A 23,284-nucleotide genomic window follows, 5' to 3' on the forward strand; every position below is an offset into this window, starting at 1 on the left:
TACTATATACCGCACACAGGGTACAAAGTGCCACAACCCGCCAATTTCCTAGGATTGTGGCACTTATTTTTTCTCACATGTGTCAAAGACGAGATCATAACAGATTTTGTGCAGGATGTCAATTTTTCCTGTACTCTTTCGGAGTACAATTCATATGTCTGCGAAATATTTTGCCAAAATAACTCCCGGAACTAAATCCTGTCTTCATAGCAATCTCTACGATACTGTCCCCTGTGAAACGCAGCAGCCCGCATGCCACCTGTATCCGGTATGAATTGAGATAGGCAACCGGTGTGATATGCAGCATTTTCTGAAAACAGCGGAGGCATTCCCGTTCCCCTATGTGGGCGGCGCCGGCTATATCCTCCAGTGATATGTTTTCCATATAATGCTCCTGAATGTAGATCAGCATTGTTTTCAGACGGCTTTCACTGTAAAAGCAAGGCTCCTGCTCCTTTAGGATGTTCTCTTTCTGGTCTTCAAAAAGCTCCAGCAATAATTCGGAGAGCAGGTTTCTGGATTTTAATTCATAACCAAATGCCTCTTCTTTCTCCCAGCGGGCCAGTCGTTCCAATTTGTCCAGAATACTGTTCTGGAGTGGAGAATCCGGGCCCAGATGCACAAGTGTAACTGCTTCACACTGTAGAAGAGGCGCAAGGTATTTTGTATCAATCAGACTTTTCGCCGGTGCGGCAAACTCCCTCTGGAACATATGTACATCGTAATAAATAGGTACATCCGGGGACGGGGTGAATAACTGATGCAGGACATTTGCATTCACAAATACTCCTTCCCCCTGACGTATAAAAACCCGTTTGTCGAGGGTCACATATTCCAGCACCCCCTCCTTCACTGTTATAAACTCCGGTTCCTGATGCCAGTGCCAGGGAACAAGCAGCGACCGGCCCGCCAAAGGGGTAATCCTGCGGATGACATATGGATATTCCTGTTTCATTTCAAAGATTTCTTCCTCTTTATGTGATGTCATTTTCAACTCTTCCAAAAACATACCTTGTCTCCTTTCCAGAATTATTTTGTCGGTATTTTACCATTATTCAGTCGGTAAATAAGTATATTTCACATAGTTTGTACGATAATATTATATTAAGAAGTGTAGTACAGGGAACATGGAAAGTCAATGTATTTAAATGGCCGTTAAAATGCACCGGAAGGGAGTAAATAACATGAAATTTGATTGGTTTGAGATATTGAAATATTTAGAGAAACATGCAAAAAATGATGATGAATTTAACAAAAAGCTCCTCACTCTGACGCAGCAGGACGCGGCGGATCTTTGGGTCGAATTGAATCAGAAGACTGTAAACAGGCGGCAGCCGCTGATGTGAAGTTACTATTCACGGTACGATGTAAACACATATGTATAAAAAAACACCTTCACGGGATTGTATATATTGTAAAACTTGTTCTGCCATGTTAACATAAAGTATCCCCTACAGGAAGGTGACCCTTATGAAAAAAAATCTGCAGACTGAGTTCAGTACCAGACAGTACATGCTGTCTAAAGATTTCGAAATATATTACTATAACGACCGCAATCTGCCCCCCCATGTGGAAATGCATGCGCATAATTATTATGAATTTTACTTCTTTTTAGAGGGAAATGTGAAGATACAGATACGTGACCAGCAGTATCCGCTGCAGTACGGGGATCTGATCCTGATCCCGCCGCATGTGTACCACCGCGCGGTTGTTCAAGACATGGAACTTCCATACCGCAGGTTTGTTTTCTGGATCAGCCAGGAATACTGCAACCATCTGCTCGATATTTCTTCTGATTATGTATACCTCCAGCAGTATGTACAGATTCAGAATGATTATATCTTCCATAATGACCGTATCACATTCAATACAATCCAGTCCCGCATCCTGAGACTGATTGAGGAGCAGCGCTCCGATAAGTTTGGACGTGCCCCCCAGATTACGCTCTGTGTGGATGACCTGATCCTCCACCTGAACCGTCTGGTCTATGAACGGAATAATCCGCAGAACCCGCAGGTAATCGAATCCCTCTATCAGAATGTCATACAATATATTGAGGATCATCTAGATGAAACGCTTTCTCTGGATGTACTGGCCAGTGAATTTTATGTCAGTAAATACCATATTGCCCATGTATTTAAGGAGAATATGGGGCTTTCCATTCACCAGTATATTACAAAAAAGCGTCTCACGGCCTGCCGCGAAGCCATTCAGGGCGGCGGCAATATCACCCACACTTATCAGATGTTCGGTTTCGGCGATTATTCCAGTTTCTACCGTGCATTCAAAAAAGAATACGGGATATCCCCAAAAGACTGCCAGGATATGGTTTCACTATCTTAACTCAATACCTGAAGATTAGTGGGGTCCATTCCTGTTAATCCCACACATTCAGCAATGCTTCCACATTCTCCAGTGGAACATCTTTATTCAATTCACTCTGCCCGATAAGCCCGCCTCCGTTCACCTGCAGAAATTTTTTGAGCATCTCTGCACATTCGGCTATTTCTTCAGGAGTTCCCTTTGGCAAAGTAGTCTGCCGGCTGATTTCTCCCCAGAAAGTAATCTTGCCGGCAAATTTCTCAGCAATTTTTTCTACACCCATACACCAAAGCTGTGAGTTAACCGCATCTACTCCCAACTCAATGAATTCGGGATATAAGTCATAGATATAGCCGTCACTGTGGAAGAATACTTTCCTCCCTGCACTTTTAATTGTATCAATCAATTCCTTGTATAGCGGTTTAAAAATCGCCCTCCACTTATCCGGTGAAATCAACAGGCTGATCTGGCTTCCCCAGTCATCACCGAATCCGATTGCATCAATATCTAATTCCAGCCACTTCTCAACATAGATTCTTTCAAAATCCATGACATAGGAGATCATTTTATACATCTCTTCTTCGTCTAATGCAATATCACAATAAAGATTTTCCGTCCCGCGGAGATACTGCATTCTTTCAAAAAGGCTAATCCATCCTCCCAGTATAAATTTCCCTTGCTCTCTGTGGGCGGCAATCTGTTTTTCCAGATCCTCTTTTGACGCCTCCCACTCCTGTAAAAATTGTTCAATAGGAGGACGGTAAGAATCAATTTCATCATATTCTTCAAAAACAGGTGTTTTTACCTCGCCAATAATGCCTTTCTGGATATTCCGCCACCCACTTCCCCACGGGTCCACGAAGCTTCCGATTTCATAATACCGCTCATCAGCACCCATATCTAACGGCCCCGCCACAGATACGATATCCCGCTCTCTTTGTTTCAGGACCTGTTCTAATCTTTCCCCATATTCCTCTCTTGCCGCCGGCAAAATCCATACATCCAGCGGAATCCTGTCCGGATTCCTAAACTCTATCGCTGCCAATACTCTCTCTCTGCCGTTCATAATGATTCCTCCTTATATAATAAAGTTAGTAAAGGGATTGTTTCTGCCAGCACAAGCAGATTACTTGTTTCCGCCCAACAGCTTCCGTTAAATACTCCACCGATGCACCGTTCACTCTCCCAGTCAGACAGATTCACCCTCTCACAGATGTATCCCTGAGGAAGTTTTTCCCGCTCCGCCTTAATTGTATCATCTTCCAACAGACTTGCATCCTTTGGCACATCCCACGAATAAATAGGCCGTTCCTCTGTGGACATGTACTGGCTGGGAGTCAGTGCGATATCCTTCGCCAGTTCCAGATACAATGGCTCTTTAGTCCACTTATACACTTTTAGCAGACTGTCACCTGAAAGTGTGCAGATTCCCGGTGCAGAATGTTTATTCTGGACATTTGCAAAAACACTCCCCACTGTCTTCATCTTTAATCTTGCAAACTCACTGCCGGCTGGAAACTTATAATTGTAAGAAACAACCCAGCTGCTGCAGAAGTCTGCCATATAAGTAGAATACCCAAGCCATTTTTCTTCTTCTGTCACCTCATAAAGCACTACAAAACTTTCCAACAATGCAAATGCAGACTCACTGTCCGGACACTGGAGAATCTCACCCGGGCCACCTGTCGTATAACCTTTTCTCGCAAACTGACGGTAAAACATCTCCCCGCTTTCCTTAGCAGCTTCCAGATAATGATTCTCTGAAAAAAACTGGTAAGCAGATGCCAGTGCCCCCGGGATTAAGCTCCCCGATGCCGAACCCCCTACGACGATTTCTCCGGTTTCCCGGTTCACGAACTGACCGAACTGGCCATATTTTTTCCACATGTTTACCAACGCATCCGAAAGCCTTCTTGTCCCTTCTAAAAATTCCTCTGGAATCTTAGTATTTCTCTCCTGCATCAGCCTGAAATGTTTCATCAGAAAATATAATGCATCGCCGCTTCTGCGTATCAGATGCCATTTTTCAGAAGCGGAAGTGCCTTCCCTGTCAGCCTTTCCTGTAGAATCACATTCATCAATAAACAGCCCGCTTTCCAACTGTGTGTGGAAGATATGTTCCAACGTTCTGATCCCCCGCTTCCATTCCAGTGGACCGCCTAACTTCATTAATGCATAAGAGGACATACCGCCGCCCACCCATCCCAGCTGCCACATCTGTCCGGGTTCCTCTACTGTACCTACTCCGTAAAAACCCCCTTCTTCCCGCCAATTCATTTGATTGAATTTGTCAATCTGAATACGGGCCTGTTCCTCGTATGGCAATACAAAAGGTCTTTTACAGTCCATGCCCATACATTTCCGGTTTTCAAAGAAAATCCTGTAAAATTCCTCTATATCATGACACTGCCTTTCTATCAGTTTATACGGTATCTTAAGAATCTGCCCTTTCGCAAAGTCCATTCCCCGGTCACTTTTATTCTGCATAAATGGCCAACGGTAGATTTGTTCCTTCCGCATATGGGGATAAGTGATTCCTATTCTCCCTTTCTCATAGGACAAACCAAGGTTCACCCCGTCAATCTGCTGAATTGTATAAACAAACACTGCTTTCTTTTCTTCTGCCGAATACAAACCTACACAAGGAACGCTCACATCTCCCGTGGTAACCTGGATGCTACCGCTTCCATCTTTCTCAAGCCTTGGAACATCCGTAATAATGGTCTCCTGCTCTACCCCCGCTTCTTCCTCCGTAAACATAGGGGGGTAATTTCTTTTTAGGGAAGTAAACTGATTCCCTTTATAGCAGCATGCCGGAAAAAGTACATATTCTCTGCCGGTACATTTTATATCTGGTACAAAAGTCAGCTCCAGATATTCATTTTTTAAATCTGCGGCCGCTTCAGTGACAGCCTCTAAAGCTCCGCCGTCATTCTTTCCCGCTTCGCATTGAAGTTCTTTAAAATTGTTGCTTACAGTGATTCGCACCATCGTATTCTCCTATTTTTCTGCTTCTTCCATCATGGCAAAGATATTTTCCGGAGGAATGATATCCACCATTGTATTGCATGTAGACAGGATGAATCCTCCGCCAGGCCCCGCTATATCTATCGTCCTTCTTACATCCGCCTTTACTTCCTCCCTGCTGCCAAAGCACATGATGTAGTCTAGATCGATATTGCCCCACAGACACAGCCTGTCTCCATATTTCTCTTTGATTTCCTGAATATCCATTCCTGCCGACGGCTGCAGGGACTGAATCCCGTCAAATCCACAATTCACAATTTCATCCATCACCGAATTCAAATTCCCGTCACTATGCAGGAAAACAGGCACGTCCTTGTATGCCTTAATCTCCTGAATCATTTTTTTATAGAAAGGATAGACGTTTTCTTCCATAATATAAGGCGGCAAAAATACCCCTGTATTAAATGCCATATCGTCAGCTATCAAAATTGCATCTGCCCCTTTATTGATAAAAAGCTTTGCCTTCTTAATCTCATATGAGATTACTTTTTCGCTGATTTGATACATCTCTTCTGTATTCATCAGGCAATATACCATATAGTCTTCCATAGGGAACATCTCATTCAGCATAGAGATTGGACCGCCAATCTGTGCAAAGATAAAAAAGTCTGTTTCCTTCGCATATCTTTCAATCAATGTTCCTTTCACTCTGCTGATATCCGGCTCCACATATGCTCCGGCATCCTCAATGTCTACGGGAGGCTCCAAAATATGCTTCGATTCTGCCCCTGCCAGAAATGTCTGACCATATACGCTCTGCACAATCTTCTTCCCGTCCGGCGATTCCCCAATCTCCCATTCCGGCCAATCGCCGACATTGACAACATCCATATTTAAAAGTCTGCGTACTTCCACATCTCTTTCAAAATGCTGATGGTCAAGTGGATACTCCTTTCCCAACAGCGCATTTGCCACTTTGGGCTGAATATATACTTCCCCTTTGGGAACCCTGTCCGGCTCCTGATGCCGGATTGCCGCCATTACCCTCTCTTTTTTCGTCATTGCTTCTTCCCTTTCTAAAAATATCTCTTCTTAATATATAATAAATGCATCTACAAAGATGCCTGTGTCCTGCCGCTGCGTCTTTCTAAGCTGTATTGTATTCTGCTTTCTGTTCAACTGTATTTTTAAAGAATGCATTTTCATTGCTTTTACCGAGAATCCTCCCGTTGGCTTAAAGTAAAGCGTTTCATTAACTTCCCCATTCACCAGAAGCTGATAGGCCGATTCGCCTTTCCCGCCTCTGCAATAATGGATTTCCAATGTATATTCTCCATAAGTATTACAGGCCACATCTTCTATTCTTATTTCGTCCCCCGGCTTTTCCAGGTATTTTACCATTCTTCCGCTATAAGCTCCCGTGTCTGTTTCCCGCTGGGGAAATCCATCCCAGCATCCGTTTCCCCGTGGTTCCAGAATCCCCCCGGCAGCGGCATATACACCACAGGCTGTAGGTTCCGACTCCGCCAGTATATGGTCGATTGCCAGCCTGCCAGTCTGATATTCTTCTGAGCAGATCCGGATTCGGTTCAGTCCCGGAGCCAGTACGACCTCCTTTTTTCTTATGCACGGTTCCCTGCCTAACCAAAGAGACGGCGTCACCGGGAAATCCATCCTTCCCTGAAATTCACCATTCACATAGACATTGAGCCATGTATCAGCACCAGTGCAGCAGTAGGGGATAGACAGCATTCCGTTTCCGCCGTTTCCACCATCAGCCAGTGCTTCTATAGCAGCCCCCTTAAGCTCCATATTCCGCAGGACCTGATGGTTGCTCCCATCGGGGTCATAGGCAAGAGAAGCCCCTCTGCCTGCCAGAGAAAACACCGGTTCTATCATATGCCTCTTTTTTTCCCCTGGAAATGAAAACCACCATATCTGTACTTCGCTGTCAGCTTCCAGATACAAGGATTTCTTACCAGCGCCGCATTCTAACTGTCCATTCCAAAGTCTTTTTTCATTACCAATCTTACATTTTCCCAATATAGGACCATCCGGTGAATCTTCATGGATAAGTATCATACATTTTTCCTTCGCGGCGGCCATAAACTGAATTTCCGCATTTTCCTCTATATTGGCTATGTCTGGAAAATGCAGACAGTCCCCGGCCCAAAGTTCTGTCAGGAATTTTCCGTTTTCATCCTCTTTTTTGCATTCCCTTGATGCTTCAAAATAACACACTGCTTCAATTTTTTTCCATGTGCTGTCATACTGCCCGCACCCATATTCCATTATTTTTTGATCGACTACAATCTCTCCGTTTTTTCTGTAATGGCATGGAGACAAAAAAGAGGCCCGCAGGTATCGGTTCGGATTATCCATTCCCCCTGATGCAAAATAAGTCTGGTTGCGATAGCTAAAAAAGCTGCCATGATCTATATTACATCCTGAATTCCCTGCGTACCGATATGGTCCGTAAATCTGGTCTGCTACTGCATAATAAGAGGAATGGGTCAGATAATACTTCCCCCCATACTTATGGATGGACGCTTTATCTTCCGGCCACGGATTTCCAATGTATTCAAGCCGTCTGAGGGGCTCTGCCAGATGAATCATGTCATCTTTTAACCGGGCAATCAGATAACAGTCCCACGGTTTCTCCTGTTTACACGTTCCCACGATTAAGTATGCACTTCCGTCATCATCTACAAATACACATGGGTCCCATTTAGGAATTCCGACAGGATATTCCCTGTAATCTACAAGTGCTTCCCCCCTTGCATCCACAAATGGACCCGCCGGGTGGCTGGAAACACCCACTCCCACGCCCCAGTCCCCAGTAGAAAAGTATAGATAGTATGTTCCATTTTTATAGGCTGCATCTACTGCCCAACACTGGTTCAGAGCTCCACAGTAGAAATCCTCAGGATGCACCGTAGATTCCAGCTGCCAGTCTATCAGATTTACGGAAGACCATATCTGCCAGTCCTCCATATGAAAATCATTTTCATACCCCGGTGCATCATGTGTTGCATACAGATATGCCTTCCCCTCAAATACATGGATATGCGGGTCACATACCCCTTTTCTTAAAATTACCGGATTCATTTTCCCCCTCCATCATAAGAAGCTTCGTAAAGAGCTTCCAGATTCTCCATCTTCCAATCCGGGGTAGAACCATTTCCCATGGTCAGCATAAAACGTCCCTCCGGCTTTCTATATGTATTTTTTAAAAACCTGATTTCGTCACGCACCTCTTCCGGGGTGCCGAAAGCCATCAAATACTGGACATCCACCCCAGCCAGAATGCAGATTTGGTTTCCAAACTTCTCTGAGATTACCTGCTCGTTCATTGTATTTCTCTGAATCGGATGGATGACATCCAGACCAATTTCTATAAATGCTGGCAGAAATAATTCAATATTACCACAGCTATGCAACCAGAAATGCACACCCAGCTCATGTGCCTTATCAATCAGCTGTTTATAGTATGGTTTAAAAAACTCCTGAAAGATTTCTAATGAAAAGAAAGGTGCCGTCTGTGTTCCGATATCATCCGATACAAAAAAGCCATCCACATCCATTTCTTCCTTGGCTCTCTCCATAACCCTCATATAGAACACTGTAAGTTTCGAAAATAATCTATGGATTTCCTCCGGATACAAATAAAAATCTGTAAGGGCATTCTCCATCCCCCGTAAGGACCACAGACGTTCAAAAAAACAATACCACCATCTTCCCAATAAATATCTTCCATCGTCTTCTTTTCCCCCTGCCATCAGCGCCGGGGATTCCGGATCTGGAAACGATGCATAAAATGCTTCCGCATCCTCCCAATCTTCAATCAGACACCTTGCATCCAGTCCTTTTCCTTCTGCCTCTTCACTCCCCGGAGCTGCCCAATAAAAGTCAGGGTCATCTGGCGGTCCGGATGTCAGTCCTGGCATCTGCAAAAATATGTCAGCAACATCACAAGGATATTGTTTCAGCCACTTCTTTCTCATTTCAGGACTATTCTGAAACAGATTGTCGTAAATCCAGATATCGTACAGCAGAGGGATTCTCTCTGCCGTACCCTTTCCTTCTATCACCTTTATCACATCATTTCTACTCAGTGGCTCCATAACATCACCTTTCTAATAAAAGAGGAAGCGCATCACACAGATTATCATATTGTTTCAGACAAAGGGAGTCCATTCCGCTGGCATGGATATTTCCGCCATTGATGCCGACAGCCTGGAATCCTGCAAGCCTGATGGACATAATTCCTGCCGAGGAATCTTCGAAGCCCAGCACCCTTGATTTGTCTTCCTCTGTAATTCCAAGTCCCACTTTGGCAGTCTCTGAGTACAGCCAGGGATGCGGCTTCGGTGCCAATTCCCCAATTGTCCCTGTCTGCCCCTTTTTAAATGTCTGTCCCGCCGTGATGATTGCATCATAAAAGTCCAGCGGGTCACCCATTTTCAAGGTCTGGAATGCTGAGATAATCTCCGGCATTGCCTTGGTATACAGCCCGGAAGTCACCAACCCTATTTTTATGCCATTCCCTTTGACTTCCTCTAAAAACTCCTTCAGGCCGGGTGCCGGGTTAAACGCACCTTTCTTTCCCCTGCCTTCCAGAATCTCCTTCATCTCATACTCTGTGGTTTCAAAATAAATGCTCCGTGCTTCCTCAATTGTTTTATCCGGGCAATATTTATTGATACAGTACTGCAGATGCTCAGATACAGAATGACCCGATACATGCGGTTCATCTGTCTCCTCCAGTTTGAATGACACATCATGCTTCAGCTTTGCTATCGTCTGCTCAATAATCCACATCCAGAAATTCTCGCTGTGCACACTTGTGCCATCCAAATCCATCAGGATTGCTTTTGCCGGTCCCTGAAACTTTGCTTCAGGCACTTTATAAATTGCAGGATAGCCTAATGCTGATTTTACATTACATAATGTTTTGTCTTTAAAAATTATAAATTCCACTTTTTTATCAGAAGGAGTCCATATCTTTTGTACCCCGTCCTTTCCCTCAACAAAACTCTTATCTGAAGTCTCTTTCAGAGAAATCATATTTTCCATTTTCCCGATTCCCGGGTATATATTGTTTGCCATTATAATACTCATTTCCTCCTTTATCCTGCTATAAATGCCACATTCCCCAGATCATTATCCAACAGCCGCTGCCTGCTTGTGTTTATATCCCCAGTCCCACAGAATTCCAGGCTATACCGGAACTCACAATACCCGGACAGGTCCAGCTTAAAATTCGTCTCCCAGACGTTATTCATAATCCAGCTATATACGGGACGTTTATTATCTTCCACGGAGCCGTCACAGAGCTTTATTGCATGATGCTCCATCTCCCCATAGTATAAAAGTGGAGTGTCCAATGTATTAATCAGTATAGAGCCTTCCTTTCCCTGATAAAGCATCCCACAGTCGCTCATATAGAATTCCATACAGGTTCCCGGAATCTGGTCAATCCCCGGGCGCATCCACCGGCCGCCTTTTATAATGTGCTGCTCACTTCCGGCTGTTTCCAGTGATAAAGGAAGATAAACGCTTTCGATATCCTCCGACAGACACTTTGCGATTTTATAAGTAAACTGTATTCTCGGAAGCTCTTTAAAAAACTGGAGAATAATTAAGCTTTTTCTTGTCCCTTCCAGCTGGAAATCAAATTGTATCTTTGTGAATACCGGACCATCCTCCAGCACTGTGACATTTTTCAGTTCCGCCTGATAGTGCTGCGCGTTGATTCCTCTGATATTACGGCCCAGCGCAGTCCGTTCCCGGAAAACATCATGATAAACCGGTGTTCTCTCATATACAGGCGTAAAAAATTTCTCATATCCGTCTTTCAGCATTTCTGTCCGTGTCTTCTTATTATAAAAAGAGGTAATGCCCTCACCTACTTTATAACGGAGGCAGAACCACTCATTCTCTAGTTGATAAGGCAGATAACATGTTTTACTGTCATAAGGGCTCATGACATCACGCACATAATCAATTCCTGCAACTGACCTGTGGTTGTTATCCGTTTCCTCCCCGTGAATCTGCTCTTCGAACAGGAACAACTTCTCCTGCCCCGCCTCAAAGCAGGCAATAAAGCTTATGAGAACACCGCGGGGGTGCGGTGATACCTGTGAAACCAATATCTCCCCAGTTTCACAGTCCGTGATTTTCACTTCAGCCACCTTATTCCAAAAGCTTTCAATATAGAATTCTACAAGCTGTTCTCCTGGCAGTCCCCCCAGATTAATCGCTTTTACAGTCCCTTTCGTCTCGAAATACTCGCGTATATCTCCTAAAAGCTGAAGCTGCACATTTTTACGCATATTGTTGGCTTCGTGTGCTTTGGATGCATAGCTGTTATTCCTTAGATCCTGATTCAAAGCCATAGTGCTATACGGCTCTGTAACAGTTGCAGAGTCCCCCCATGTATGCTCCGCATATAAGAGCAGGTTATCATCACTGGCCTTTTTAAGTGTCCCGTCAATCTTCCCCGTGCGCTTTTCCAGCCTGTCTGCAGCTTTTCCAAGCCTTTGCGCCTCCTTATAATGCTTGACAACATAAGGGGTACTTCCAACCCCGTCTGCCCACCAGTCATTTAAATCTCCGGTATATTCCGGTGCATCTGCAGCCTGGTCCTTTATCAGACCGTAAAGCTCTGACAGGGTCACCATCTCAATTCGTATCTCATCCCCATATTTCTCATGGAAATCCGAGATAATGTGCAACGCTTCCGGGTTCGGTGGAGCATTGTCACTATGCAGGCCTGACAGGGCCGCTATATAGAAATCGTAGGAATATCCGGTGTCGCTGTACATCTCAATCATCCGCCGGATGTTCTGGTAAAGCATCTCGATGGGCTGTTCAGAATATTTTTCGTTTTCAGGGGCGTTTCTTAACAGGAGGTTCCTGTTCTTTGTCGGTATAATCCCCAGCTTATTGCCCAGATTGTAATGGTCCCCGCTCCATACCAAAAGCCGTCTGCCATTCTCCGATTTCCAGAAATAGGGCTCCTGATTCTTGTGCAGCGGGAACATCCCGTGATGGGTATGTATATTGGTAAATAAAAACTCAATTCCATTTTCTATCAGTACATCCCTCACTCCCATGGACATTCCGTTAATGTCCGCAGTCATGGCACTGTCAACCTTAATACCCTGCTCTCCAAAAATATGAAGCATATGTTTCGTCTTCCTGTCAAGGGCCTCACAGTCTGCAAGGTCATTAAAGTTCAGATAATTAGCAGATATCCCAATATTTCCTTTCTTCACCAGCCTGAAAAAGTCTTCTTTTTCACGCGGCTCTGCCATTTCCAAAAACTTTTCCACACAAAAGTATGTTTCACAGTTCCATTTAAACTGTTTTTCCACCGTCTGCTTAGCATATCCCTCTTTTATAATCCGAATAGCTTTTTGGATATCGCAAACCTGATTATAAATAATCCTTTCCTGCAAATCCGTGTAGCCAATATCAGTATGGGAATGATGTACGACATATATTTTCTTCATTTCTGCCTCCTTTAAGCAAATCTAAAAAGTACGGTGTAAATCTTATTGCCTGGTACTGTGATAGAAACAGTGTTCCCTTGTGACTGAAGTACTTCCAATCGTTCTTCCTTCAAATCCAGAAGTTCTGCACTTGCAATTTTCCTGTACCAACTCACATCTGTCTGCTGCTCAATTTTAGAAGGATTATAGAGACGCATAACAATGCCGTCCCCTTTTTCGGCCTTTTTCAGGCAGGATACCTGTACCTGCCCTGAGACATTGTAAAATGAATAAGACACAGGGAGTATCCCGTTCCCTGTAACAGGCACACTCATCTGAATTGGCTTCAATGGGATATTGAATGCCTCTGCCTTCCCGGCAAGTTCATTTACTGTAACATCTGCTGTAATGGGCATAATTGCATAGTTATATTCCAAAGTCCTCTTGAGCTGGCCTCCGTTCTGATCAGGAAAATATCCCTCACTGCGGAATTCTGTACATATAATATTCTTAACCGCCCTAAATAACGTGAATGATACCGTATTGGCATGGTCTGTACGAAGCTCATATTCTCCCAGACAGTCAGTAATGACAGCCATCCCCCTTTTGCCTTCACAAACCGAAAGGAAATTCTGCATAGGCTGTGTAACCAATTCGTTATAATATTTTCCTTCCCCGTCTTTCAATGGCAGTGCACTTCTTTCGTCTACCGTAAAATGTCCCTGGGCATTAGCCGTTGCAGATTTCACGCCCGTCTCCATAAGTACACTCATGCGGTGGTCGCGGCAGGTATTATTTACGATTGCCTTTACTTCTACCTGATTGCTTCCTTTACGCAATGTATAGCAGGTAGTAATCGGAAGTTCCCGTAAAGTTTCACTTCTTTCGCTCTTTCCACTCACATAACTGTCCGGCCTATACGCATATTCCGGTATCTGAAGCGTCATGTCCACTCCTATTGTGGCAGACAGACTTCCATTTTCCTTCAGATAAATAGAAGCCTGTATACCTTTACTTGTATAAGTGCGGTTATTGTATGGCGGATAATACATCCAATAATCACCCACGTCTCCCGTGCTCTCGTAATAGTTTAATGGTCCATAGGTTTCCCCTGTCCTTTTATCAGTAACCGTGATGCTTCCGTCCCGGTTCACTTTCACCGCAATCAGTTCATTTTCCATATAATCACTTGCAGCTGCCAGTTCATGTCCGTCTGTTTTTCTGGTCTTTGCCCAGAATTTTGTCTTCCTGTCAAATTCAACGAAATCAACTAATTTATATACCTCATACCCACCTGCCGGGATATCCCCTGTTTCAAAGAACACCCCATGTCTGTCCGAATAGTAAGGAAATGGTCTCGAGTGCAGATGTACAACTGGTGAGATAGATTCTTTCCTTTCCTTAAACTGAAGCTCTCTTACAGTGCCTTTGGAATCTTCTATCCCAAATTCCCAGATCCCTCTGTTCCGCGGCGTATCCAGATACACCTCCAGTACTTCCCGTCTCGTTTTCGCTGTAGGATTAAAAACAGTAAAAACAATATCGTCATGAGCATACGCGCTTAAGTCAATTCGTTTCACAATCTCCTGAAGACCGCGGATGTATACCGTATTGGCAAGTTCCTCTGCCTGTGACAGTCTGTACATCACGTCATCCACTGTCTTATCCTGCGTAACACCATTGATAGAATCATGAGGCTGGGACAGTAATAAATAGTCGGCTGCTTTCTTTAGGAATTGGCTTTCGTATTGCCCGCCAAGCAGCATACAAATCACAGAGACCGGCTCAGCCATCCCGTACAGTCTATTTTGGACAGACTTATTCAGGGTCTTAATATAAGGTCTTGTCATCAGTGCATTGCCAGACAGAGAAGTTGTCGGACCGTCTCTCAGCTCCCCCATCACCTCATTCAGTTCTTCCATATTCAGGTTTTTTTTCAGGATTTCCACATATTCTTCTATTGAAGAGCTTTTGAATTCCATCTCTTCCACTTGGGAATTCATTTTTTCCAACAGTTCCATCAGATGAGGCTGCCCGGTTGTCGAATCGCTCCCATCCATCATGATTCTGTGTTCAGGAAGCCTTGTATCTTTCATACCATTCCATGCCTTACCGGCTGCTTCCTTTAAATATTCCTCATGAATCCTTTCCGTCTTTTCCAATCGGAAATAATCCTGCACAGACTGTTCTTTATCCGCCTGGTGGAATACCTGACCGTCCTGGCCATAATGGTACTCGTATTCTTCTGACTTATATTCTTTCCCTGTCATCACCTTCAAATAGGCATTCATGAAAAAGTTAGCCCTTGCATCTTCCCCGAGACGGGTAGCCAGCACGCTCGTTCCGTCTGCCCCTGTCCATTTAAACTCACACCTTGGAGCTCTTGTCCTGTCCACATTCTTTGATACAATAACTGTATCAATGTCAAATCCCTTATAAATCTGGGGCAATTGTGACGGCTGTCCCCATCCAAAAGATTCATATCCAATTTTTAAGTACCCGCCAAGCTTCTCCGCTTCTTCCTTTCCCTTTAAAAGATTTCGAATCATAGACTCCCCTGAGATCGGATACAAATCTGGGAGTGTATACCAGGGTCCTATGACAATCCGTTTTTCTTTAATCAGCTTTTTAATCACGCCCTCTTTTTCGGGACATATTTCCAGATAATCTAAAAGCGCAACAACCTGCCCGTCAAATAAAAAACTTTTATAACCGGGGTTTGTTTCCAGGGTCTCAATTAATTCATCTACCAGATCCCTCAGATACATACGGTTCTCCCAGACCGGATACCTCCATTCTCTGTCCCAGTGTGTATGCGGTACAACATAGCCAATTGATTTTTTATCATTCATCTCTACATTCACTCTCCTATATCTTTGTAATCATTTTCCTTTGTCTTCCCAATTTCTTCAACTATCAATATCGGAGACAGCACACATATCCAACACTTTTCTCTTCTAATTTTAAACAGTGGGAAAATCACCGGAAAACTGAGTCTTTCCATATACCAAAAATGCAGGGTATTCCTGATTAATCAAGAATACCCTGCATTTAATATCCGTATTTTATTGACTCTGTGTAACTGTTACTTCTCTCTGCTGCGGAGCTGCTGCCTATAAGCCTGGGGCGTCACCCCCATCTTCTTCCTGAAGTAAGTATAAAAGTAGTTGATGCTCGCAAATCCACAGGCCTGGGCGATATCCTTCGCTGGCTTTTCCGTATTCTCCAGCCCTTCAAGCACCTTCTGCAGCCTTACGCTATTCAGATATTCTGACACCGACACACCGGTTTCCTTTTTAAATACCCTGCCAAGATAGTTCGCAGACACTCCGAACTCATCCCCCAGAAACTCTAATGCAATGTTCATATTAGAATAATTCTTCTGAATATATTCCTGGATTTCCTCCATCTTCCCTGTTACACCTTTTTTCACATTTGCAGATTCCTGTATCTGCAGCATATTGGAAAATACCTTTTCAAACTGTTTATCTACCTGTACCTTTTTATCACATTTCGCCAACTGTGCCAGGAAATGATTCAACGTATACTCCTGGTCCGCATCAGTCATATAGAATTCCTTCATATCACGGACAAGTGACACACCAAGCCATATCATTGCATTCATATATTCCTTGCTGCTGTAGCACTCTAAAGATTCTGCAAATATCTGATACTGTTCCCAGACATCCTTACCGCCACGTAAAGTATCCGTAAGCTTCCCTAAATCTAATTTGCGGTAATTCACACTGCCACTGTGTTCCTCACAGATTCTCTCATAGGTAAGGAACATATTAGATGGGTAGAAAAAGCTTTCTTCCTTCACCTGATAAAGCTTCTCGGCCAGTTCTGGTATTTTTTCGGCAGTTAGGAATTCTTCACTGCCTATCAGAGAAAATGTCCACTCTCCAAAAGGCTTTATTTTATCACAGAACTCCCGGAACTTGCCCTCTATCCTGCCAGTGTCTACGGACTCTCCGTCTTCAGCTGACAGTATAAACACAATGGTATTATCCCGGTTAATCAGGCCGCTCACATGGAATTCCATATTAAAAATTTCTTCAAATATATTTCTCACGCTATACTTAACGTCATATGCCCCGTCCTGCCCGAATTCCTCTATAAAGCTGTGATAATCTTCCAGCTGCAGTAATAGCACAGTAAACAGCTTTCCCGCTCTCATGGGATATCCCAGCTGCTCAAGCCGTTCAGTAAGTTCTGCGTTTCCGTATGTCTTTCTTTTATGGATAAATTCATATAGGAAGTTCTCTTTTAATTTATTAGATTCCGATATTTTCATTCCATTTTTTATAAAATTCTTCCGTTCCAACTGTCCATACAAACGATAGATAGAAAAGGAACTAAATGCAGAACCTCCGGCTACCGCCAATAAAATGAACGCACATATGAAAAATGCCCATTTCTGCAGTTCCAGAAGACGTGCAAACATCGTATCCCATTTTGTAACCTTCAGATAATCCCAATCTGTTTTATCTGAATGCATCCATGACACAAAATAACGCTCTGCATCATATGATGTTTCTGCATGCCCATCATTTCCTTCGATCAAATTAAGAAGGTGGCTGTCCATTTTCATGTCTAAATCCGAGAAATTTTGAAGTTCAGCCCACATCTCATCTTTCCCATCTACAATTACCATCTGGCTTTCCTGCATTGCCTCCATTCCCAGTACTTTGGCAAAAAGAGGAGTCAAATCCAAATTGACGACGATTGCACTGGTAACTTGACTATCTTGTGTATTATTTAAAACATATGTATAGACCGAATCCGTAACCTCCGTTCCAAGGCTATTCCTTATGACACGTTCCCGCTTAAATAAATTTCTTGAATAGTAATTGTCATAGTCATTTAAAATTTCAACAATTCCGAGGTCACTGAATCCGGCCTTTCCCGTATAGGAATAGTTTCCGTCTGTACTCAGGAACTTATCAATCTTGCCGTTATAAATATAAATGGACTCAATCATACTGCTTGTGTTCTTAAATACTGCAAGCTGTTTTCTGATTCTTGCTATATCCAGGCTATTAAACGAGCGTGCCTCTCCTGCCAGCATCCAGTCTGAGCATATGTCATCCAAAATAACCTGAGTGGCCACCATATTAATCTGCTCGTTTGCAACCTCGAATTCTTCCTGTATCTGCCTGAACTGTTGCGCAGATGAATCAATGTTCTGCTCCATGATAATCTTTTTTACAATACCATACATGAGTTAAACCAGATAGGGATAAAAATAGATATGTATCGGCAGGAGTACAGATTTACTCCTGCTTTCGCCTTTATTCAGGCGGTTTGACGTGTAGTACGCTGCATATATTCCCTCTCCATTTCCCGCATTTCCTCGTCTGTGGGAATATCCACAATCCCGACATAGGAATAGTAAATGTCGATTTGCTGTGTCCGTTTCCCGTCCTTTTTCTCACGCTCATGGATTACGATTTTATCCACAAATGCGTTTAGGATTTCGGGCGTGAGTTCGTCAATGCGGGTATATTTCTTTGTGACGGCTATCAGCTTTGATACATTGGTGGTTTCCATGTCGGCTTCGCTGACTTCGGCTGTTAAGGATTCGATTTCCTGTTTTAGCTGTTCCTGCTCCGCTTCGTATCCGTCTGACAGCTTGCAAAAGCGTTCGTCATTCAGCTTTCCGTTGACATTGTCCTCGTAGATTTTACGGAACAGGCGGTCAAGCTCATCCATCCGCTTTTCGTCCTTTTCTATCTGTTTCTGCTTTGCAGACAGTTCGTATCGGCGTTCCGCAAGGGTGGTGTCTATCTGTTGTCGGATAAATACACGCTCAAACTGCTGCAGATAGGACAGGAAATGCTGAAGCTGTTTCAAAACCAACTGATTTAGTGCGTCTTCTCGGATATAGTGCTGCGTACAGTTCTGCGTGCGGCTCGTCCGCTTGTACTGGGAACAGCGGAAATGCGTGTATCTATTGGCAGTGGCAAGGCTTAGTTTTGCCCCGCAGTCGGCACAATAAAGCAGTCCAGAAAACATGCTCGTAATCCCGCTGTTGGTCGGTCTGCGTTTATTTTCCCGTATCATCTGCACCTTATCCCACACTTCCCTGTCAATAATCGGCGTATGGGCGTTCTCAATATATGCCCGCATTTCCTTTGCGGTTGGGATACGCTTCTTGCTTTTAAAGCCCAAACGGGTGGATTTGAAGCTCTCCGTACAGCCGATATACGCCACATTTTCCAGAATAGCAGCTACGGCTGACGGCTCCCAACAATACGGATTTTCCGAAACCCTCGCCACGCCGACGCCCTTTGACGCTTTGTAGGCTGACGGGGTAAGCACCTTTTCCTCCCACAAAATAGTGGCAATGGCTGACATTCCGTTTCCCTGCATACAGAGGAAAAATATCCTGCGGACAACCGCCGCCGCTTCCTCGTCCACAAGCCATCGGGTATTATCATCAGGATTGCGTAAATATCCGTAAGGCGGCGCACCCAGATGTTCGCCCGCAAGCCCCTTCGCTTTCTTGACTTCCTTTACTTTTTTGCTCGTGCTTTTGGGATACCACTCATTAAAAAGGTTGGTAAATGCGGCAAATTCGTTGCTCTCAAGGCTGCCCGTGTCCACATTGTCCATGATGGCGATAAAGCGCACCCCTGCTTCGGGATAAATGATTTCGGAGTATGAGCCGACCTCGATATAGTTCCTGCCAAAGCGGGAGAGGTCTTTTACAATGACCGTTGTTACAAGCCCCTTGTCAATATCCTCTGACATTTTCTTAAAAGAAGGGCGGTTAAAATTCGTACCCGTATAGCCATCGTCCACATAGTAGGTGGGATTTGGAAACCCGTGTTCCTTAGCGTACTTGAATAGATATTCTTTTTGATTTACGATACTGTTGCTCTCGCCTTCACGTCCATCGTCCTGACTCAGACGACAGTACAAGGCGGTGATTTCTTCCTGCTGTCTTTGCAATGCTTTCTCCTTTCCGACAGCAGACACGATAGTATGAAGTGTAGATACAGTATACCACGCCTGCGGTCAAACTTCAACGCTTTAAAGCGATAATCTTTCCGATATTTCTTAATCCTCATCATAACCCTCGGAATCAAAACTGTAATCTGCTGTGTCCCGCATGAATATCCTGCTGAGAAGCCCAAGCAAGTCCCTCCCGTCCTCTCGGAAATGTGCGGTCACTGTATATTCCGTGCCGCCGATTTTCTCGCAGAGCGTTGCCTGTTCAGGGATACGCATAAGGGGCATAATGTTTTCAGCAGGCGGCAGGGGCGGGTACACCCTATTCGGGTTTACCATTGAGATACCCTTATTTTCGTCTAAAATTTCCGTAAGTTCCTGTTCTGTCAGTCTGCTCATCGCAATGCGTCCTCCCTCTTGCGGTCTGTCCTGCCATTCTGGTTTGACCTTTGATTTTCAACCGTATCGTGGATTTGGTTCAAGCAGTCATCAATGTGGGCAGAGCGTTTTTCAATCCCGTCCGCATATTTCAGCCGCTTTCGCAGCTCCGTTATCCGTTCCGTCACCCCGTTTTTTTCTTCTCGGAGCGTTTCTTTCTCGGCGGGTGAAGCACGCCGTATCTTATTCTGCAAATGCCGCCGATAGTTGGTAAGCCTGTCCATTTCCGTCTGGTTCTTCTCCCTGTCGGCGTGCAAATCGGAGAGGGTGGAGATGTTATGCTCCGACATATAGCGTACCTGTGTGGTAATCTCATCCAGTTTCCGAAGCTCCTCTTTCATAAGCGGGCTTGTCGGCTTGTAGTCCGTGCCTTTGGGAAATATCCCCAACTGATAGCACCAATAGTAATACAACGCTAAGATTCCCCTTGTTTTCTGGTGCGGTTTCCAAGCCTTTTTATATTCTTCGGGCATATGGGGAGAGTAGGAAATCTTTGCTTTGTAGTTCCCATATCTTGCCCTTGTGCCTAAATGTGAACGGATAAAATCGGGCGTTAAGCGTTCATCAAGCGTATCTAATCTTGTGAAATGCTTATACTGCGGCAGCTTCATTTTCCAATGCCCGCCCGAAAAATCAACCTCGTAGCCTTTGTCGATTAGATACTTCATCATGTGCGGAATATCCCGACTGCCGCTGATTGCCTCCGCTAAATCTTCCAGATAGACGTTGTAGCGTGTCGGCTTGCCGCTCTTTTCATCCAGATACAGCGGTCTTGACGGTGCTTTCTTCGGGTTCTCAATCACCGATAATCCGTACTCTCTGCACAAGCGGTCTGACGTTTCCCTTAGCCGTTTCTGCTCCGATTTTGAGTAATTATATTTGCTCCCATCCAGATAGGAAACAGAGTTGAAGCAGAAGTGATTGTGGAGATGCCCCCTGTCAAGGTGGGTGACAACGATTATCTGGTACTTGTCGCCCCACATTTCCCTCGCAAGTTTTAAGCCGATTTCGTGGCATTGTTCGGGCGTTACTTCGTCTGGCTTGAAGCTCTGGTAGCCGTGCCAAGCGATATACCCGCCTGTCTTCTGGTACTGCTTTTTCGTTAGAATCATCTGCTGTAACGCTGTTTCTTTTAAACAGTTGATGGCGGAAACAAACTCTCCATTGTCCGTTTTCTGTGGATTCTTCACATAGGAGAACACGTCAAAGAAGTCCTGCATCTCCTTATTCGGCACGGTCTTTTCTGGGTTTTCCACATAAGAAATTAAGTCTTTCAACCGTCCTTCGATGTGCCAGAGGCTCGTTGCCGCCATATCAGACTGCCCCCTGTTCCGTCAATTTTTCCATGTCAAACTGCTGTGGGAGGGTATAATTCCGTTGCAGTTCCAAGATAAAATCCTCAATCTCCCTGCATATTTCATCAGCGGAAGGGGCGTAGGGGATACACTTTTTAAAGGCTACGTGTACTTCGTAAAGCGTGCCTAATAGTTCCCAAAATTCTTTCTCTGGCTGTGGCTGCGGTGCGTTTCCCCTGCATAACTGACGCATAAATTCTGCGGTGGACAGACCGCAGGCGGATGAATACTGCTTTAATTTTTCATGTTCTTCTTCGCTCAATCTAAAAGTAATGCATACTTTTTCTGATTTTTCTCTACTCATTTTTCTTAATCCTCCAGTTTTATTTTTCCTTTTATCGGGGTAGCTAGGGGTTGTCCCCTAAGTTAGTCCACACGCCTTTAGGGTGTGGATTGGATTGTGGCTGACACAATCCGATGCTCGCTATCTCTGTGGACAACTCCGCAGAGCATTTTTCTGTGTAACGGCTTTCTTAATGCCTGCCTTTACCCTCCGAAAAGGAAATCCTATGTCCTTTCCACCTCCGTTCTGGATTTTATTGCCTTTGACTTTTGGATAAATGAAAAAGCCGCCACACTGCATCACGAACGACAAGAGGATTCCCTCCCGCTCTGATTCGCAATGCTATGTAGCGGCTTTGAAATTCAAAACCCATGTCAGCCTTGCCGATTGGCTGACATTTCAATCTTATATCTATGTGCTTATTTAATTTTCAATCTTCCAATTTCCCCATTGGTATTTCAGAATACCATAGCGGCAATATGGCTGTCAAGATTTTGCACAAACTTTTTAGTATTCTCTATGGACAGGGATTTTATTCACTTATTCTAAAATTGGGTGGGAGAATTTTATCCCCCACCCAATAGCCCATAAGAAAGCATGCTGTATTAGATGACTATAAAATCTTCCGCAACTTTTTTCTAAGATGGTCTAACCGTGCATAGATAGCACCCGTCGTTAAATGCACAAGCGGGGCAATCTCTTTTGTGGAATACCCTTTCATTTTCAGCAGAACGATTTGCAGTGTACGCCTGTCCACCGTAAGTAATGCCTGATACAGATTTTCATCTTCGATTTCATCCAGTAAATCTTCAACGGTCTTTACTTCGGCTGACTGTTCCCTGTCTGCCATTCCCTCAAGGTATTCCCCGAAATCGCTTGTCCAATGGTAAAACCGCCTGTTGGAATTAAAGTCTGCCCTGTCGTCAATACGGATTTGTTCGATGGTAGCTTCATCAACTCCATGTTCCCGCAACACTTTTTCCTCGGCTTCTTTCCAGATACGCCACTTCCTGTCCTCACGTCCGTTGTTATATGCCATTCTTTTTTCCTCCAATCAATCTGAATCTTTGAAAACATAAAAATCCAGATTGAAAGGCGGCGAACGACACTTAACACCAATAATAGTCCTGCGGCACTTTCCAACCAAAAACGACAAAAGAAAAACCGCAAAGGCTTTGTGACCTTTACGGTTATGGGAAATACTAATTCTGTTGTATGGAGATTGTACTTCTACCTTCATGGTGGGAAGTACCGTTGCACTGGCAGGGATTTTTTTAACTGGCTTCCCGCCATTCCCTGATGTGCTATGTATAAATAAACTTTGCTTTATATAAGCAGATGGGCAACCGCCCGAAAAAAGGAACATAAAAACCCTCCAAATTTAAAAACAAATTCAGAGGGTAATTTAGGGTATAACAAAATAACCCACCCGAATATCGTTTTTTTTATTTGGTGAGTTTGTTCTT

At 44.2% G+C, this 23,284-nt stretch carries 17 protein-coding genes; 2 read left to right on the forward strand and 15 right to left on the reverse strand.

What is annotated here, in order from left to right; translation table 11 throughout:
* Nucleotides 1–118: 118 nt before the first annotated feature.
* Entirely contained in the window at nucleotides 119–1,009 is an 891-nt protein-coding gene (locus A8806_RS25705; protein ID WP_109734008.1) for an AraC family transcriptional regulator, read from the reverse strand.
* 175 nt (nucleotides 1,010–1,184) lie between these two features.
* Here A8806_RS25705 and A8806_RS26385 point away from each other — a divergent pair, with 175 nt between their 5' ends.
* Nucleotides 1,185–1,346 (forward strand): hypothetical protein, encoded by a 162-nt coding sequence (locus tag A8806_RS26385; RefSeq protein WP_181368881.1) that lies wholly within the window; start codon nucleotides 1,185–1,187, stop codon nucleotides 1,344–1,346.
* Between the two features lie 124 nt (nucleotides 1,347–1,470).
* Nucleotides 1,471–2,343 carry a helix-turn-helix domain-containing protein gene (locus A8806_RS25710; RefSeq protein WP_109734009.1) on the forward strand — a complete coding sequence of 291 codons (873 nt, stop codon included), beginning with the start codon at nucleotides 1,471–1,473 and terminating at the stop codon, nucleotides 2,341–2,343.
* Between the two features lie 34 nt (nucleotides 2,344–2,377).
* On the opposite strand, the gene A8806_RS25715 is transcribed toward A8806_RS25710, so the two are convergent.
* From A8806_RS25715 to A8806_RS25780, 14 genes are all read right to left on the reverse strand, one after another.
* Entirely contained in the window at nucleotides 2,378–3,388 is a 1,011-nt protein-coding gene (locus A8806_RS25715) for a uroporphyrinogen decarboxylase family protein (protein ID WP_109734010.1), read from the reverse strand.
* On the reverse strand, nucleotides 3,385–5,313 hold the full coding sequence (locus A8806_RS25720; RefSeq protein ID WP_242996276.1) for a glycoside hydrolase family protein: 1,929 nt from the start codon (nucleotides 5,311–5,313) through the stop codon (nucleotides 3,385–3,387). The genes A8806_RS25715 and A8806_RS25720 overlap by 4 nt, the downstream gene beginning before the upstream one ends.
* 9 nt (nucleotides 5,314–5,322) lie before the next feature.
* Nucleotides 5,323–6,351 carry a uroporphyrinogen decarboxylase family protein gene (locus A8806_RS25725; protein ID WP_109734011.1) on the reverse strand — a complete coding sequence of 343 codons (1,029 nt, stop codon included), beginning with the start codon at nucleotides 6,349–6,351 and terminating at the stop codon, nucleotides 5,323–5,325.
* A gap of 30 nt (nucleotides 6,352–6,381) precedes the next feature.
* Entirely contained in the window at nucleotides 6,382–8,397 is a 2,016-nt protein-coding gene (locus A8806_RS25730) for a family 43 glycosylhydrolase (protein ID WP_109734012.1), read from the reverse strand.
* Nucleotides 8,394–9,413, reverse strand: coding sequence for a uroporphyrinogen decarboxylase family protein (locus tag A8806_RS25735; RefSeq protein WP_109734013.1), 1,020 nt, complete (start codon nucleotides 9,411–9,413; stop codon nucleotides 8,394–8,396). The genes A8806_RS25730 and A8806_RS25735 overlap by 4 nt, the downstream gene beginning before the upstream one ends.
* Before the next feature lie 4 nt (nucleotides 9,414–9,417).
* Entirely contained in the window at nucleotides 9,418–10,398 is a 981-nt protein-coding gene (locus A8806_RS25740) for an HAD family hydrolase (protein ID WP_109734014.1), read from the reverse strand.
* A 20-nt stretch (nucleotides 10,399–10,418) separates the two neighbouring features.
* A complete protein-coding gene (locus A8806_RS25745; RefSeq protein WP_109734015.1) occupies nucleotides 10,419–12,806 on the reverse strand; it encodes a glycoside hydrolase family 38 N-terminal domain-containing protein in 2,388 nt (795 codons plus the stop codon).
* 11 nt (nucleotides 12,807–12,817) lie between these two features.
* Nucleotides 12,818–15,637, reverse strand: a complete 2,820-nt coding sequence (locus A8806_RS25750) for a glycoside hydrolase family 38 N-terminal domain-containing protein (protein WP_109734016.1) — start codon at nucleotides 15,635–15,637, stop codon at nucleotides 12,818–12,820.
* 233 nt (nucleotides 15,638–15,870) lie between these two features.
* On the reverse strand, nucleotides 15,871–17,982 hold the full coding sequence (locus A8806_RS25755; protein WP_181368882.1) for a helix-turn-helix domain-containing protein: 2,112 nt from the start codon (nucleotides 17,980–17,982) through the stop codon (nucleotides 15,871–15,873).
* Between the two features lie 101 nt (nucleotides 17,983–18,083).
* Nucleotides 18,084–19,742: a recombinase family protein gene (locus A8806_RS25760; protein ID WP_146203331.1), complete on the reverse strand. Its 1,659-nt coding sequence runs from the start codon at nucleotides 19,740–19,742 to the stop codon at nucleotides 18,084–18,086.
* A gap of 108 nt (nucleotides 19,743–19,850) precedes the next feature.
* Nucleotides 19,851–20,141 carry a hypothetical protein gene (locus A8806_RS25765; protein ID WP_033126094.1) on the reverse strand — a complete coding sequence of 97 codons (291 nt, stop codon included), beginning with the start codon at nucleotides 20,139–20,141 and terminating at the stop codon, nucleotides 19,851–19,853.
* A complete protein-coding gene (locus tag A8806_RS25770; protein ID WP_033126095.1) occupies nucleotides 20,138–21,493 on the reverse strand; it encodes a relaxase/mobilization nuclease domain-containing protein in 1,356 nt (451 codons plus the stop codon). Before A8806_RS25770 ends, A8806_RS25765 begins: the two co-directional genes overlap by 4 nt.
* 1 nt (nucleotide 21,494) lies before the next feature.
* A complete protein-coding gene (locus A8806_RS25775; RefSeq protein WP_033126096.1) occupies nucleotides 21,495–21,839 on the reverse strand; it encodes a plasmid mobilization protein in 345 nt (114 codons plus the stop codon).
* Nucleotides 21,840–22,431: 592 nt separating this feature from the next.
* On the reverse strand, nucleotides 22,432–22,857 hold the full coding sequence (locus A8806_RS25780) for a sigma-70 RNA polymerase sigma factor region 4 domain-containing protein (protein WP_033126097.1): 426 nt from the start codon (nucleotides 22,855–22,857) through the stop codon (nucleotides 22,432–22,434).
* Nucleotides 22,858–23,284 lie beyond the last annotated feature (427 nt).

The sequence above is a fragment of the Faecalicatena orotica genome, assembly GCF_003149245.1.
GTDB lineage: Bacteria > Bacillota > Clostridia > Lachnospirales > Lachnospiraceae > Faecalicatena_A > Faecalicatena_A orotica.

What these genes read in the sequence shown, in the direction of transcription:
- A8806_RS26385 (WP_181368881.1), top strand. Translation starts at nt 1,185, where the DNA reads ATGAAATTTGATTGGTTTGAGATATTGAAATATTTAGAGAAACATGCA.
- A8806_RS25775 (WP_033126096.1), bottom strand. Translation starts at nt 21,839, where the DNA reads ATGAGTAGAGAAAAATCAGAAAAAGTATGCATTACTTTTAGATTGAGC.
- A8806_RS25755 (WP_181368882.1), bottom strand. Translation starts at nt 17,982, where the DNA reads ATGGAGCAGAACATTGATTCATCTGCGCAACAGTTCAGGCAGATACAG.
- A8806_RS25720 (WP_242996276.1), bottom strand. Translation starts at nt 5,313, where the DNA reads ATGGTGCGAATCACTGTAAGCAACAATTTTAAAGAACTTCAATGCGAA.
- A8806_RS25710 (WP_109734009.1), top strand. Translation starts at nt 1,471, where the DNA reads ATGAAAAAAAATCTGCAGACTGAGTTCAGTACCAGACAGTACATGCTG.
- A8806_RS25780 (WP_033126097.1), bottom strand. Translation starts at nt 22,857, where the DNA reads ATGGCATATAACAACGGACGTGAGGACAGGAAGTGGCGTATCTGGAAA.
- A8806_RS25725 (WP_109734011.1), bottom strand. Translation starts at nt 6,351, where the DNA reads ATGACGAAAAAAGAGAGGGTAATGGCGGCAATCCGGCATCAGGAGCCG.
- A8806_RS25730 (WP_109734012.1), bottom strand. Translation starts at nt 8,397, where the DNA reads ATGAATCCGGTAATTTTAAGAAAAGGGGTATGTGACCCGCATATCCAT.
- A8806_RS25770 (WP_033126095.1), bottom strand. Translation starts at nt 21,493, where the DNA reads ATGGCGGCAACGAGCCTCTGGCACATCGAAGGACGGTTGAAAGACTTA.
- A8806_RS25715 (WP_109734010.1), bottom strand. Translation starts at nt 3,388, where the DNA reads ATGAACGGCAGAGAGAGAGTATTGGCAGCGATAGAGTTTAGGAATCCG.
- A8806_RS25745 (WP_109734015.1), bottom strand. Translation starts at nt 12,806, where the DNA reads ATGAAGAAAATATATGTCGTACATCATTCCCATACTGATATTGGCTAC.
- A8806_RS25750 (WP_109734016.1), bottom strand. Translation starts at nt 15,637, where the DNA reads ATGAATGATAAAAAATCAATTGGCTATGTTGTACCGCATACACACTGG.
- A8806_RS25740 (WP_109734014.1), bottom strand. Translation starts at nt 10,398, where the DNA reads ATGGCAAACAATATATACCCGGGAATCGGGAAAATGGAAAATATGATT.
- A8806_RS25735 (WP_109734013.1), bottom strand. Translation starts at nt 9,413, where the DNA reads ATGGAGCCACTGAGTAGAAATGATGTGATAAAGGTGATAGAAGGAAAG.
- A8806_RS25765 (WP_033126094.1), bottom strand. Translation starts at nt 20,141, where the DNA reads ATGAGCAGACTGACAGAACAGGAACTTACGGAAATTTTAGACGAAAAT.
- A8806_RS25705 (WP_109734008.1), bottom strand. Translation starts at nt 1,009, where the DNA reads ATGTTTTTGGAAGAGTTGAAAATGACATCACATAAAGAGGAAGAAATC.